The sequence below is a fragment of the Siphonobacter sp. genome (assembly GCF_048595215.1).
GTDB lineage: Bacteria > Bacteroidota > Bacteroidia > Cytophagales > Spirosomataceae > Siphonobacter.
Window position 1 is genome coordinate 1 of sequence record NZ_JBMDWJ010000097.1, and the last position, 14,986, is coordinate 14,986.

Sequence of the window (14,986 nt, forward strand, 5' to 3'; positions counted from 1 at the left end):
GATGCTTTTCCTGTTCCAATAGCTGAGCATACGTACCCAGTTGCTTGTTCTGTTGCTGAATCACATTCAGGTTCAGAAACATCTGTACTTCAGTATTATAGAAGTACGTCGAAGCAATGAAGAGCATGACGGTTACTCCCGTGCACTCAAAGAGCCGAATGGTTTTTTCGGCGGTATTGGCTACTGGGATGATGTAAATCAAAAGCAGCATGGAAAGTAGGCCCACCAGCGAAATGGTTAACCGGGGTCGCCAGTCGGTCAGAAAGATAAGCTGTGCCGCAATCAGAGACACGAAATAAAATACGATGGACTGCCGGGCCTTATACACCAGGAGCGAACGAATGAATAGGTACAGGCAGGTCAGCGTGATGTTGGCGTAGTAGGCGATCCGGGCTTTAGTAGAAAGCTGTAACGTTCCCCGGGGCCAGAGGGTCAAGGTATACACCGTTGTCAGCAAACAAAGCCCCAAAAGAACTTGCGTATACATTAAGTAGCCGCCAATCCCATCGTCAAAGGATTGACCCTTTCGATACGCGACCCAATCCAAAATAATTAATTCCAGAAAATAGGCTACTGTAGCCCAAGCTAATAAATAGATTCGGCTACGAATTAATTGAATACGATGCTGACTAAAAGCTTCTACGTATTCAGGGGGAACGCGTGTAAAAATACGAGTAATAGACCAGGACATTTAGGCGGAATTAATGCAGGACAAAAATGTATTTAAAAACACTATTTTACAATTTGTCTATCGAGAGTCTATGTATAAAAATAACTTCCTAAGCTCAGAAAACCCACTTTTGTGAGATGAAGAGAGGGAGAAACAAGGTAATCTATATACGTCAAAACAAACCTTACATGACTTTGAATGTGAAATTTAACAATTATTTATTATACAAATAAGGCCAGTAATAAAAATTGCTTTAAGCCTGATTTTTATCAAAAGATAAGCTATTAAAAGAATCAAAGTTAGCGTTAACTTGATGTGCAATTCCAAATTCTCCCCAAACTTTCATCTATAGTTCTTGCTAGTTATGAATCCTGTAAACAACGCTTGTCCCTACTGTAAATCGATCGCAACGCAAAGACGGCGAAGACCCATTGTTGTAAAGTACTTATTGTTTTTTCTTCCTCTGCGGTGGTATTTATGTGAAGGGTGTCGTCGAACATTTTTCAAGATTCGCTAAGAAAACCAGTCCCCAAAACGAAAACCCGGCTCTTGCAAGAGCCGGGTTTTCGTTTTTGTTGAATCGAAACAGGATTCCCCAGCCGAAGGCTCTTTCATGAATTTTTGCCTTCGGCTAGCCCAGCAAGGTTCGGATAGTTGTTTCTCTGAACACTTGTTAGTTGTTTTGAGAAACGAACCAGTATAATAGCAAGCAGACGTGGTTAGAATTTACTACAAGGAAGGAAAGCAAATCCGGCGGGAAAATGATGTAAAAGAACTGGGTCATCTAAAAAATGTAATCTGGATCGATTTGCAATCGGCTAGTCAGGAGGAGGAGGAATGGGTAGAAAATAAATACACGGTTAGTTTTCAGACCCCCCAGGAAATCGTAGAAATTGAAAGTTCCGCCCGATTTTTCGAGCAGAACGATGCATTGAATGCCAACTCTAACTTCCTGAGTATTGATACCGAAGGATTTCGTACCTACCCAGTTTCAATGATTCTGCGGAACGGTACGCTGTTTACCTACCGACGGGGCGACTCGAAGACCTTTGCCGATACGGTAAAGCGAATGAAAGTCACCGGTGACGAGACCTTTCAGATTGGAGCCGATATTTTCATCTTGTTGCTGGAAACCCGCATTGAAACCGATGCGGATTTGCTTGAATCTATTTCACGGGACGTTTCCTTGTTATCAAAATCGCTGACTGCTGACCAGAAGCCGCGTCAGGAAGTACTGATTCGCATCAATACGCTCCAGGAAAATACGATGTTACTGCGGGAAACCATCATTGATAAACAGAGGGTACTTTCCAACGTACTCCGAAGCTCCCTTTTTCCTGATTCGCACCGGGAACGCCTCCGGCTGGTACTGAAAGATATTAGTTCACTGCTCGAATATTCCACCTTTAACTTTGAACGCCTGGAGTATCTCCAGAACACGTTTATGGGTCTGGTCAATCTGGAGCAAAACCAGATCATCAAAATCTTTACAGTAGTAACGATTGTTTTTATGCCGCCTACGCTCATTGCGGGGATTTACGGAATGAACTTCGATCACCTGCCTTCCACGGGTTCGCCAATCGGCTTCTGGCTGTCACTGGCCTTGATGATGCTCTCCTCGCTGTCGGTACTGGGGTGGTTCCGACGTAAACACTGGATTTAATCAATTTTTGGTTATATCTTTTCTGCCTTGTATAAAGTACAAAACGTTAAACAATACTTCTAAACGAATGAATACGCATCCTTTCTGGAGTAGACCGGCTCGCTGGGGGCTGGCTTTTTCGCTGGCTGGCGGGTTATTTTCGCTGCTGGCTGTGCAGCAAAATCCCGTATCCCGAACCATCAATGCTCTAATGGATTCAGTGCTGACGGATGCTCAGAAACGACTACCCGAGAATGCCCTGCGAACGCTAAAAACCGTAGACGGGCTGGAGGTGCGAACCTACGCAACCGAACCCATGCTACAGAATCCCACCAATATGGACGTGGATGAGCGAGGTCGCGTCTGGATTACCGAAGCCTATAACTATCGTCCGGCGATTAATGGTAACCCCACGACTGACAAGGGAGACCGCATCGTCATTCTGGAGGATACAAATGGAGACGGTAAAGCCGACGTCCAGAAAGTCTGGTATCAGGGGCCGGAACTGAATGCTCCCTTGGGCATTCTGGTACTGGGCAACAAAGCGATTGTGTCGCAAAGCCCCTATGTCTGGTTGTTTGAAGATACGGATGGCGATGACAAGGCCGATAAAAAAACGGTTATTTTTCAGGGAATCGAGGGCGAGCAGCATGACCACGGTATGCACACCTTCGTCTTCGGACCGGATGGAAAACTGTACTTCAACTTCGGAAACGAAGGAAAGCAGTTGCGGGACGCGAAGGGAAATCTCATTAAAGATCAGGATGGCGACCCCATTCAAACGGGAAATAAAAACAAGTACAAACAAGGCATGGCGTTCCGCTGTGACCCGGACTTTTCCAACGTAGAAGTATTGGCTCATAACTTCCGAAATCCGTTCGAACTGGCCGTAGATAGTTACGGGACCGTCTGGCAGTCCGACAACGACGACGATGGGAACAAAGGCGTACGCATCAATTATGTCCTGGAAGGGGGCAACTACGGCTACACCGATGAAATGACCGGAGCCAACTGGCCCGCCAGTCGTACCAACGAAGAAAAGGAAACGCCCCTCAAACACTGGCACCTGAATGACCCCGGCGTAGTACCTAACCTGTTGCAAACCGGCAGTGGTTCACCTACGGGGATGGTCATTTATGAAGGCGATTTACTGCCCGCCGTGTACCGAAATCAAATGATTCACTGCGAACCCGGGCACAATGTAGTCCGGAGTTATCCCGTAACACCGAGCGGAGCGGGGTATACCGCAACCATTGAAAATTTACTTAAGAATGACGGCGACCGCTGGTTCCGGCCTTCGGATGTTTCGGTGGCTCCCGACGGCTCTTTACTCCTTGCCGACTGGTACGATCCGGGTGTGGGCGGTCACCAAGCGGGCGATCAGACGCGTGGACGCGTATACCGCGTGGCTCCGACCAATAAATCATATACGGCTCCCAGCTATCAGTACAAGGATCCCAACGGGGCTTTGATGGCCCTGCAAAGTCCGAATATGTCCGTGCGGTACAAGGCCTGGAATGCATTGATGCTGCTAGGGGATCAGGCCGTTCCGGCATTGGAAAAACTCTGGCACTCGGATGCGAATCCCCGCATGCGGGCTCGGGCGTTCTGGGTACTGGCCAAAATGAAGGGACAGCCGTACGTGGAAGAAGCCTTGAAAGATGCCAACGCCGACTTGCGGATCGCGGGTTTGCGGGCGGCTCGGCAACTGAACCTGAACGTGCTGGGGTACGTCCGTCAACTAGCGAAAGACTCGAACCCAGCCGTACGCCGCGAGTGTGCTATTGCCCTGCGGCATCAGAAGGCCCCCGAAGCCGCCGAACTCTGGGCTTCGCTGGCGGATCAGTACGATGGAAAAGATCGCTGGTATCTGGAGGCCCTAGGCGTTGGAGCGGACCGGCAGTGGGATAGTTACTTTGCGGCGTATACGAAATTGCATCCAAAGCCGACGGCAACGGCCGCTGAAAAAGATATCGTTTGGCGGGCTCGTACGGATCAGGCCATTCCTTACCTGTACCAACTCATTACGGATGATCAGTTGTCGTTATCCGACGAACGGCTGCGGTATTTCCGGGCCTTTGATTTTCACCAGGGAAAAGTGAAATCAGAAACGCTGGTGAAACTGTTGCAGGGGAATTCAACGCGTCAGGCGGAGCTGACCAAGCTGGCATTAATGCACCTGGATGCGGATTTTGTTCGGAATAACCCTACCGCCAAAGCCACATTACGCAAGCTAATGGCTACGCTTAACAACGGTGAATACCTGGTATATGCCACCCGCTACAGTTTACCCGAAGAGAACCCTAAATTATTACGAACGGCCCTCGATCCGTTGGACGAAAACCTGGGCCGCATGGCGATGAATCAACTACTCGTTCAGGGGGGGGGCTCGCAGGTAAAGGCGATTTTGTACGGTAAAGACGAAGCTAAAATCCGAAAAGCATTGACGGCCCTACGTAAGGTGGGTACGAAGGAATCCATCAGTTACCTGTCTGCTCTGGCTCTGGATAAGCGTCAGCCGAAGTGGGTACGGCAGCTGGCTACCCGTAATCTGGGCGGCTCGATGATGGGCGAAGACGAAATTCTGGTTTTACTCAAGGATGGTAAAATTGAAAAAGAATACATTACCTACGCTGTTCAGGGGGTTGCTAATGCTTGGCGGAAAGCGGTAAGCAAGGAAGCCGCCAGCTACCTAAGCGGCGAAACGACCACCGGAAAACCGATGCCTAAAATCGATGAATTACTGGCTCTGCAGGGAGACGTGCAGCGAGGGGTTAAGGTATTCGCTCAGAACTGTGCCATTTGTCACCAGGTCAACGGTCAGGGAGCGGATTTTGGACCGAAGCTCTCGGAAATTGGCTCTAAACTGCCGAAAGAAGGACAGTACATGGCCATTCTGTATCCTTCAGCAGGCATCAGTTTTGGCTTTGAAGGCTGGGAAGTTCAATTGAAAGATGGTTCTTCGCTGGCGGGTATCGTAGCAAGCAAGACCGAATCAGATCTGGATTTAAAATATCCTGGTGGAACGAGCCAACGCCTGAAAATGACCCAGGTCAAGAGCATGAAGCAACAGGCCGACTCCATGATGCCTTCCGGACTGCACGAAAACCTCAGCAATCAGGATTTAGCGGATTTGGTTGAGTACTTGATGTCATTGAAGAAAAAATAAACGTTTGTGAGTAGAAAAACCGGGAATGTGCATTCCCGGTTTTTTTATGGGCTACGGATCTTAAACATAAATAACGGTGGAAGAAGTAGGCCGCATTTTCTCGCCATTCCCGATTCCTTTTGTTTCTTTGCGGTTCCAACACGTAGTACTTCCTTCGCATGAAAAAAGTCTGTTTGCTGAGTATTTCTTTGTTTCTGTCTTCCCTTTCTGTATTTGCTCAGCGTGAAGCTGACCCACGATGGGTCTTTATGATGGGATTGAACGGTACGGACATGAGCCGTAGCCTCGTGCCGAATACCGGCGAACCCATGATTAAACCCGCCTTTACCTTCGGCTTTGCCCGTAATATTGAACTGGTGCCTAAAATGCTAGGCATCAACGCAGGACTGCGGTATAGTCCGCGGGGTTACTGGTCCGAACAACGCTATCCGGAAAAAGAATATACGTCTGGTGATAACAATACTTTCCGGTTTGCTGACCGTACCCGCAGCTGGAATGCCCTGCATTACCTGGATATTCCCGTGGATGTAGTGCTGCAGGTAGGCGGTGAACGCACGAAGTTTTATGCGTCAGCCGGAGGGTATGTAGGCTACGGCTTTTACGGAAAAAATAAGGTGCGTTTTAACAAAGTTGGTTTTGCTGCTGATTCCAGTCAGGCCGGATTTGAGCCCGTACAGACCTATCACCGGGTAAACGTTGATCCGTACAAAGAAAGTCTGAAACGACTGGATTATGGCTTCAATGTATCGGTAGGGATTCGCCGGAATTATACGGTGTTAGGCCTTACCTACAGCCAGGGATTAGCGAATGTCTCGAATCTGGCCCGCAATGGGTCCGTTTCTAACCGTTCATTCGGACTCTTTATTAAATACTATTTTGACGACGCATTCTAAACAAAATTACGTTCGTCAGACTTGTATATTCAAATACTTACGGAGGTCCTTTGTTGAAAACAGACCTCTTTTTTGTCATCTAATCCACGATTTTGTATGAGATATTTGGTTTGGGTTTTTGTTCTGCTGTTTCCAGCAGCTGTTTGGGGACAGAGTAAATTAATATTCAAGGCGGGAGGTAACGTGTCGAGTATGAGTCAGGCGTTGAGTTCGGAGCTGGATGCCCCGATTTCAAAGGCGGGTTTTCATGCGGGCCTTGGTTCCGATATTCCACTGGATGCGAAAAATACACTCAGTATTCAGCCCACGTTACTGTTTGTGCAACGCGGCTACATTGCTGATTTTAAGGTAGGTACGCGAAGAGCGACAACGACTCTGAATTATCTGGATTTGCCCGTCAATCTGATGTGGAAAATCGGCAATGAAGAAAAGAATACGAAATTTTTACTCTTTGGTGGGGGATATGTAGCCTGCGGCATTGGCGGCAAAACCCGTGAACGCGAAAACGGAAGCGTACAAAGTGAGTACAGCATTCGGTATAACTATGATTTACAACGATTCGATTACGGGGTGCAGGGCGGCGTAGGCGTACAGTTTGATTACTTTCAGCTAACGGCCTTTTATCAGCAGGGACTGACGAATGTCTCGGACATGGCGACTAATGCCAAAAACCAGACGTTCGGTATCAGCTTCAGTTATTTATTTGACAACATTTTTTAGTAACCCCATTCGGCTTGCTTACCGAACGTAGGGTACCGATCCCGGATGATGGATCACTGATCATTGAAAATATGTTATTACCAGCAGTCTTTGAAGCGTTTAATGAGTTAAATGTATTAGTTATCGGCGACGTGATGATCGACAGCTACGTATTCGGTCGCGTCGATCGTATTTCGCCCGAAGCTCCCGTTCCCGTCGTGGTCGCCCAAAACCGGGAATTTCGTCTGGGCGGAGCCGGGAACGTACTTTTGAATGTACAGGCTCTCGGGGCAAAAGCCATTGCCTGCTCGGTGATTGGGAAGGACTCCTACGGCGACGAGCTGTGTAATTTGCTGGAAAGTAAAGGACTCACCACATCGGGAATTGTACGGAGTAAGGAACGCATTACCACGGTGAAAGAACGGATCATTGCGGGTAGCCAACAGGTGGTACGGGTGGATACTGAAACGGACGCTCCGATTTCCGGAGAAGAACGGGAAGCGTTGCTGGTTAAAATCGGAGAGCTTGCCAGCAGTTGCCAGGTAATCATCTTTGAAGATTACGACAAAGGAGTCATCTCCAAAGAACTCATTGAAGCAGTCGTGACAATGGCTCGCGAGCGGAATATTCCAACGGTAGTAGATCCGAAAAAGCGAAACTTCCTGCATTACAAAGGAACTACGCTTTTCAAACCCAATCTGAAAGAATTACGCGAAGGACTTAACATCAGCTTCGATGTACGCAAGCCCGTCGAACTTGAATCTGCCGCCCAGCAACTCAAAGAAGCCTTGTCGCTGGAGGGTACGTTGATTACCCTTTCCGAACGCGGCGTATACATTGATTTTCAGGAACAAAAATGCCATTTGCCCGCCCATATTCGTCAGATTGCGGACGTATCAGGGGCAGGAGATACGGTGATTAGTATTGCAGCCTGTTGTGTCGCTCTGGGACTTTCACCCAAACAGATCGCGGGCCTTTCCAATTTAGGCGGTGGTCTCGTTTGCGAAGAGGTAGGCGTAGTACCCATCAACAAATCGCTTCTGTTATCGGAAGCCTTGCTGGCTGAAGTATAGGTCGTTACGAATGCCAAAGGTAAGTATGCATTGAAGCTTTTACGTATGAAAAATTACCTGTTGCTCTTGCTCGTACTGCTGAGTGTCGCCTGTGCCAAGACCAAGCCGGTTGAAGCCATTGGTGGGATAAAACCCGTAGATATCTATACCCGGATGGAAAAAGAAGGGTATACCACGCTTAAGAACATTGGCGGAAAATCAGGCAATAGTTGGACGAACCGGAAAAGTACGGATTCTACCGAATACATGATCGTAACGATGAGTTCGGATGTGAATACCGTTGAATCAGTAAAAGCGACGGCAACGATTACGCCCGGCAAGAACATTCGGAACACGCTTCCCTTTTTTGTATTGATCGGAACCTTACCCTACGACGGTGCGGACCCCTCGGGCCTAATTCGCTGGCTGGAGACGAATTTCGATACGAAGAAATCGGTGGAAACGACTATTGGTGACGCTACCTTTACCTTGTTGAGTCCTTCGGCTTCTTCCCGCGTGCTACGCATTGAAAAGAATAAAGCCCTCAAGTAAAAAGCGTATACAAAAAAGCCCGTTCGTTCAGTACTTGAACGAACGGGCTTTTTGCTTTCACTAAAGCATTTTAAAAACGAAATTCTTTTACGGTCTGGATGAAGCAGCGAACCTTATCCGGATCCGTATCGGGGTAAACGCCGTGGCCGAGGTTGGCGATGTGTTTCTGCCCACCAAACTGACGTAGCATGTCCTGCGTTTGCTGTTTGATCTCGTCGAAATCGCTGTAGAGTACGCAAGGGTCCAGATTTCCTTGTAGTACTTTATCCGGAATCATTTCCCGGCTTTCCGCAATGTCCATATTCCAGTCCAGTCCCACAACCGAGCAGTTCAGGGCATTCATTTCCCGCCGGGCAAAAAACGCACCTTTGGCAAATACGGTTACGGGGACCAGTTCCTGAAGGGCCTCGCTGATCTGAGCAATATAGGGCAGCGAAAATTCCCGGTACTGCTGCGGCGACAAAATGCCCGCCCAGGAATCGAAAATCTGCACCAGGTTCGCTCCGGCAGCTACCTGAGCTTTTAGGTAGGCGATGGTCGTATCGGTAATTTTCTGGAGGAGACGGTGGGAGAGTTCCGGTTCCGCGTAGAGGTATTTCTTGGCCACCGAGAATGTCTTGGAGCCTTTGCCTTCCAGCATATAACAAAGAATCGTGAACGGTGCTCCGGCAAAACCGATGAGTGGTACGCGTCCGTTGAGTTCTTTTTTTGTGATTCGAATGGCATCCAGCACGTACTTCAATTCCACTTCCGGATCGGCTACTTTTAGTTTATCTACGTCCGCCAGCGTCTTGACTGTGGTAGGGAATACCGGTCCGCGAGCTTCGATCATTTCGTAGGGAAGGCCCATAGCTTCCGGCACCACCAGAATATCGGAGAAAATAATGGCTGCATCCACGCCGAGTAAGTCAACGGGCTGAATGGTGACCTCGGCCGCCAGTTCGGGCGTTGTACATAAATTGATGAAGCTTCCCGCCTGAGCCCGCACGGCCCGGTATTCGGGCAAAATCCGGCCGGCTTGCCGCATCATCCATACGGGTACTCGTTCGACCTGTTCGCCCCGAGCGGCCCGTAAAAACAAATCATTCTGAAGGATTTCCATACCACAAAGGTACGAGGGAGATTAGAGTTTGCAGTTTTCCGTCTGCAGTTTTCAATGAGGAGTCGACACGGTTGGGATTGGTCGTTTAATACTCTAACGCTCTTTCGGATTGCAAATCCGAAAGAGCGTTGTTCGCCCCGTATGAAATGCGGGATACAGTGGTAAGAAGTCCGTAGCGAATGCTACGGGTAACTCACTCGCTCACTTGATTAACTTCAAATGGCTGCAGTAGCTGCTTTAAACGCTAAACTACAGCGGCTCCTAACTGAAAACTGAAAGCTGAAAACAGTAAACTCTAATCTCCCTCGTACCTTTGTAGGAAATTTGGAATCGATGAAGATTAAAGAAGCCGTTTTTCTGGTTAGTAATACCGATTGGCAAAAATGCCCCGCTCCCGACCGCCCCGAATATGCCTTTATCGGACGGTCGAACGTTGGTAAATCCTCGCTGATCAATTCGCTGGTACGGCGGAAGGATCTGGCAAAGACTTCCCAAACACCCGGTAAAACCCAATTGATCAATCATTTTTCGGTTGACAATTCCTGGTACCTGGTCGATTTACCCGGCTATGGCTACGCCAAGCTCAGCAAGAGTGAACGGGAAAAGTTCGAACCCATGATTTTCGGGTACCTTGAAAATCGGCCTAATCTGATCTGTACGTTTGTGCTGGTGGATATTCGGCACGATCCCATGTCCATTGATCTGGAGTTTATGTCGCAATTGACGGAAGCGGGGGTGCCCTTTTATCTGGTGTTTACCAAAGCCGATAAACTGAGCAAATCCCAGGTAGAACCGAAGGTGAAAAAGTATCGCGACGGCTTTCTGCAATTTTTTTCGGAGATGCCGAAATACTTCGTCACCTCTTCCGTTGACGGAGTAGGCCGCGACGAAATTGCGGAAGCGATTGGAGAATTGAACGCGGATTTTCGGGGTGTTCGGCGGTAATCGGGCAAGGATTGGCTACTTTTGCGGTTCCATTTACCAAAAAAGGTCATTGCCTTATACGTTGAGCCTTGGTAAGGAGCTACGATATTGCTCATAATCAATGTATTATGAGGCTATTATGTGAATACGGAAAAAACAGTTTTTGTCAAATAAATTCGATTACATGGAATTGTTGAAAGAAATCGCCCATATCTCCGGAAAGCCCGGTTTATACCGCATTTTGAAGCCTACTCGTACGGGAGTTATTGTTGAAACCATCGACGAGAAAAAAGGCCGTACCGTTGTTGGAGCAAACGCCCGGGTTTCGGTACTGAAAGAAATTTCCGTATACTCCGATAGCGAAGAAGGCTCAAAACCCCTGCCCGATATTTTTGCGGCCATTCGCGAGAAACACGGCGAAAAAGTAGAAATCGACGCTAAAAACGCCAGCGAAACCGAGTTACGTGACTTTCTGGGTGAAGTATTCCCTGAATTCGATCGTGAAAAAGTATACGCCTCGGACATTCGTAAAATGATCTCCTGGTATAACCTGCTTTCTGCCTATCTGCCCGAAGTATTCGAGGTGAAGGAAGAAAATACGGAAGAGGAAAAAGCTGCGTAAGGTATTCCCTAACAAAAAAAAAGGCCGCGAAGAAATCGTTCTTCGCGGCCTTTTTCGTTAGCACCGATTAGCCAAATAATTCACTCGAGAGGTACCGATCGCCCCGGTCGCAGATGATGCAGACGATGACGCCGCTTTCCAGTTCGGAAGCCAGCTTCAGAGCCGCCGATACGCAGCCACCGGAACTCATACCCCCAAAAATTCCCTCGACCCGGGCCAGCTGACGCGTCATCGCTACAGCGTCGGCCTCGGCTACATCCATGGTACGATCAACTCGACTGGGATCAAAAATCTTCGGCAGGTACTCCGTGGGCCAGCGACGAATCCCCGGAATGGAAGATCCTTCTGTAGGCTGACAGCCGACGATCTGAATGTTCGGGTTCTGCTCTTTCAGGTACAGGGAGTTGCCCATGATCGTACCCGTCGTACCCATCGAACTGACGAAATGCGTAATGGTGCCGTTGGTATCCCGCCAGATTTCCGGACCCGTACTTTTGTAGTGAGCCAGGTAATTATCCGGATTTGCAAACTGATTGAGTTGGTAATGCGTACCCGCGTCGGCCTTGCTCTGGGCGTAGTCGCGGCAGGCTTCGATGCTTTCCAGCAGCGTTACTTTCGCTCCGAAGGCCTCCATCGTTAATACGCGTTCGCGGGTCGAATTCTGCGGCATGACCAGTTCCATATTTAGATCATACAGGCGGGCAATCATCGCCAGGGCAATGCCCGTATTCCCACTGGTAGCTTCGATCAATGAAGTATTGGATTGAATATCGCCTCGTTCCAATGCACTACGAATCATATTCAGAGCCGGGCGATCCTTCACGCTGCCACCGGGATTGTGCCCCTCCAGCTTACCAAAAATTTTAACCTTGGGATTGTTATGGAGCCGCGTAATTTCCACTAACGGGGTATTGCCTATAAAATCGAGAAGAGAAGCCATAGAAGCGAATGTTATCGTCCGAATACTAACTGCGGGGCAAAGTAAAAGATTGCTCCTGAAAATACACGGATTAACTAGACTTTCCCTGATTCAACAGGAAGAAGCAACGGAGTACTAGTCCATGGTTGCGGGTGAGTACTGGCCTCAAAACGATTTGACGCCCGCTTTTTTCACTTTTGCGATGACAAATAGTCCAATGGCTTTTCCCTGTTCCTGGCCTTGTTCAATAGCATCCCGGTAATGAATTCCGCCGTAGAGTCGGGAAATGGCTGCCTCTTTGGCCGCCTGCCGAAACGATTGAAACGATCGCGTAGGAAGATCAAAGATGACCTCCGTCGTATCCGTAAACGCAAAACGATCGCCCAGTAAGTACGTCAACACTTCGGAAACCGCCGTGGAAATGACGCTGTGCCCGCTGGTATATTCGGGAAAGGGCGGGGTTTGTAACAACGGCTGCCAGGTTTTATCGATTTGTTGTTGAATGTAGGTTTCCGGACGAATTCGATTACTCCGGTATTTTTCATCCCAGCAGCTAATGAACGCGTCGTGCAGGGTCATGGCAGTTAAGGCCAGCACGAATACGGATCGGTTAAAGCTCAGTTTGGCCTGCGTGGTCGCAATACTGGTAATGTTCATCCAGTGCCCTCCGGGACTGATTTTCTTAAAACCAATCATCATGTGTCCCGACGTATTGATCGCAAAGGGATTACAATCCCAGTAGGAGGCAATGAAACGGTGTTCCGAACTCAGCGTTTTACCTTCCTGGTAAACTTCGTACGCCAGCTTATAGAAATTACTGCTGGAATCCCTGCTGAAGGTGACGGGTCGTTGGGGTACAAATTGACTACAGGAGTCTATCAGAAACGGACGAATGGTTTTCCAGTGTGGCTCGATTGCTTCAATGTATCCCGGAGGCGTGGGATACCAGTAACCTTCTCCTTTCGCCGGACGGTAACGAAGTCGGGTACTGAGTTGGTTATACCGGTCAGTAAGGGCATACGCAAGGACGTGTTTGGCCATGACCTGAGCAGCGGCAATGGCGGCATCAATGGCCGGTTGCGGCTGTCCTTCGGTGAGCCATTTTTCAACCAGTTTTTTCTGATCTTCCTCGAGCATGTAGCCGGAAGGGAGAATCAGTCGGCCCGTTTCCAAAATGCAGTAGGTAGCAGCCATAACGTAATCGTACGACTGAACTGAAGACAAATCGGGTTTTTTGAAATCACGGGCTAACCGGGTAGGCGAAGGGATTTTTGAATCATTTCGGGAGACAAATTCCTGGGCTCCCAGCAGGCAGTAGGAATAAAAACGAGCGGCTGCCGGAGGATTGACGACATCGTGAATCATCACCATGGTTACGGCAAAAACCGAAGGCTGCAGATGCTGGGCGGGATTCGGCTTTTCCGCCCATACCATGGATACGGTACTAAAAAAAATCAGCAAAAAACGTTTCATTTCACTTGGTAGAATTGCAGGGGCTGATCAAAAGCTCCAATAACTAAGTAGTCCTGATTATTTACCCGCAGGGGCAAAACCGATTTCACGTCTCCGTTCACTGATAAGCCCGATTCCGTCTGATTGACGTAGTCAAACTCCAGACCTCTGGCCCGGAGCAGGCAGCCATAGTTGGCATCCATCGTGCCGATTTTGAGGCGGTTATAAGATTTGTTGCCCAGCAGGAGTACATCCGTCTGGTGGTGATGGGTGAAGTCGCCCGCGAGAATCTGCGTAACGGGGGCAAACTGAGCCTGAATCGGCAACGGCATTTTTTTAAACGTACCCTGATCCCGGCGGAAGCAAACGGTACGGGCTTCGGTTACAGTCCACTTTAAAGCGGAACTCAACTGTTCGGGGGAGAGAATCTTGTCAATCGTTGCTTCGGAGTAATCTTTGTACGAAATGAATTTCCGACGCATCGGAAAAATCTGATCGTTCAATTCATCCCGACTCACGAAGGGATACGACTTGTTCTGCATGTAGAAACAGAACAGCGGATCAATCGAACCGTTGTTGTCAAAATCGGCGTAGTACAGCTCGCCCGGTTGTTGCGGAGAAACCTTGATTTGCGTATTCGTACCCAGATTTCCGGCAATAATATCTTTTTGACCGTCGTTGTCCAGATCATACACCAGAAGACTGGACCAAAACCCGTTTTCCGGCTGGGGAAAATATTGGTTAGACTGATCCGAAAAACCTTCGGGCGTATTTTTGAAAACTTTGATGGGCATAAACTCGCCACAGAGAATGAGGTCTTTGCGTCCATCCTGATCCAGATCCTCCCATTGAGCATCGGTAACCATGCCGTTGACTGGGAATCGATGGGCCGTGAAGGCTCCTTTCCCGTCGTTTTCCAGCAGATACGAAGGGGGGCTTAGCGGGTACTTGCCCGGAATGACTCGTCCGCCGACAAATACATCCAAATCCCCATCCAGATCATAATCTGCGACCCGTACGCAGGACTTACTGCTGGCGTTTACGGTGGGTAATGGAGCAAGCGTTAGATTCCCCTTCCCGTCGTTGAGGTATAGAAGATCCTGCAGAGAAGCCGAATTGGGCTCGAAGAGTGAATAGCCGCCCATGGCTACGTACAGATCATCGTAGCCATCGCCATTGGCATCGAAAAAGACCGCTGCCGCCGCCGCTGACATCGACTCATCCCCGATGACTAGCTTTTCAAGGGCCTGGAACGAACCATTTTTCTGCTGAATTAGGATTTTGCCCGTA

General features: G+C 48.8%; 13 protein-coding genes. 8 read left to right on the forward strand and 5 right to left on the reverse strand.

What is annotated here, in order from left to right; translation table 11 throughout:
- A partial coding sequence (locus tag ACOJTG_RS05400; RefSeq protein ID WP_420152875.1) for a hypothetical protein occupies positions 1–691 on the reverse strand: 691 nt, incomplete at its 3' end.
- Positions 692–1,385: 694 nt separating this feature from the next.
- On the opposite strand from ACOJTG_RS05400, the gene corA reads away from it, so the two are divergent.
- The 6 genes from corA to ACOJTG_RS05430 all read left to right on the forward strand — a co-directional run bounded on the left by corA (position 1,386) and on the right by ACOJTG_RS05430 (position 8,677).
- Positions 1,386–2,333: a magnesium/cobalt transporter CorA gene (gene corA / locus ACOJTG_RS05405; protein WP_104713404.1), complete on the forward strand. Its 948-nt coding sequence runs from the start codon at positions 1,386–1,388 to the stop codon at positions 2,331–2,333.
- A gap of 67 nt (positions 2,334–2,400) precedes the next feature.
- A complete protein-coding gene (locus ACOJTG_RS05410) occupies positions 2,401–5,481 on the forward strand; it encodes a PVC-type heme-binding CxxCH protein (protein ID WP_420152876.1) in 3,081 nt (1,026 codons plus the stop codon).
- Between the two features lie 158 nt (positions 5,482–5,639).
- Positions 5,640–6,374 carry an outer membrane beta-barrel protein gene (locus ACOJTG_RS05415; protein WP_420152877.1) on the forward strand — a complete coding sequence of 245 codons (735 nt, stop codon included), beginning with the start codon at positions 5,640–5,642 and terminating at the stop codon, positions 6,372–6,374.
- 96 nt (positions 6,375–6,470) lie between these two features.
- A complete protein-coding gene (locus ACOJTG_RS05420; protein ID WP_094809776.1) occupies positions 6,471–7,094 on the forward strand; it encodes a porin family protein in 624 nt (207 codons plus the stop codon).
- Between the two features lie 71 nt (positions 7,095–7,165).
- Positions 7,166–8,146: a bifunctional heptose 7-phosphate kinase/heptose 1-phosphate adenyltransferase gene (locus tag ACOJTG_RS05425; RefSeq protein ID WP_420152885.1), complete on the forward strand. Its 981-nt coding sequence runs from the start codon at positions 7,166–7,168 to the stop codon at positions 8,144–8,146.
- Between the two features lie 45 nt (positions 8,147–8,191).
- Positions 8,192–8,677: a hypothetical protein gene (locus tag ACOJTG_RS05430; protein WP_420152878.1), complete on the forward strand. Its 486-nt coding sequence runs from the start codon at positions 8,192–8,194 to the stop codon at positions 8,675–8,677.
- A 70-nt stretch (positions 8,678–8,747) separates the two neighbouring features.
- On the opposite strand, the gene hemE is transcribed toward ACOJTG_RS05430, so the two are convergent.
- The gene (gene hemE / locus ACOJTG_RS05435; protein WP_420152879.1) at positions 8,748–9,779 is read right to left on the reverse strand and encodes a uroporphyrinogen decarboxylase; all 1,032 of its coding nucleotides are present in this window, start codon (positions 9,777–9,779) and stop codon (positions 8,748–8,750) included.
- A 333-nt stretch (positions 9,780–10,112) separates the two neighbouring features.
- Here hemE and yihA point away from each other — a divergent pair, with 333 nt between their 5' ends.
- Complete coding sequence (gene yihA / locus ACOJTG_RS05440) at positions 10,113–10,724, forward strand: ribosome biogenesis GTP-binding protein YihA/YsxC (RefSeq protein ID WP_420152880.1); 612 nt, start codon at positions 10,113–10,115, stop codon at positions 10,722–10,724.
- 163 nt (positions 10,725–10,887) lie between these two features.
- Positions 10,888–11,325: a DUF5606 domain-containing protein gene (locus ACOJTG_RS05445; RefSeq protein WP_420152881.1), complete on the forward strand. Its 438-nt coding sequence runs from the start codon at positions 10,888–10,890 to the stop codon at positions 11,323–11,325.
- Between the two features lie 67 nt (positions 11,326–11,392).
- On the opposite strand, the gene cysM is transcribed toward ACOJTG_RS05445, so the two are convergent.
- From cysM to ACOJTG_RS05460, 3 genes are all read right to left on the reverse strand, one after another.
- A complete protein-coding gene (gene cysM, locus ACOJTG_RS05450; protein WP_420152882.1) occupies positions 11,393–12,265 on the reverse strand; it encodes a cysteine synthase CysM in 873 nt (290 codons plus the stop codon).
- 144 nt (positions 12,266–12,409) lie between these two features.
- Positions 12,410–13,717, reverse strand: coding sequence for a vanadium-dependent haloperoxidase (locus tag ACOJTG_RS05455; RefSeq protein WP_420152883.1), 1,308 nt, complete (start codon positions 13,715–13,717; stop codon positions 12,410–12,412).
- Positions 13,714–14,986: FG-GAP repeat domain-containing protein (locus ACOJTG_RS05460; protein ID WP_420152884.1), on the reverse strand; the 1,273-nt coding region annotated here is incomplete at its 5' end. The genes ACOJTG_RS05460 and ACOJTG_RS05455, both read right to left, overlap by 4 nt.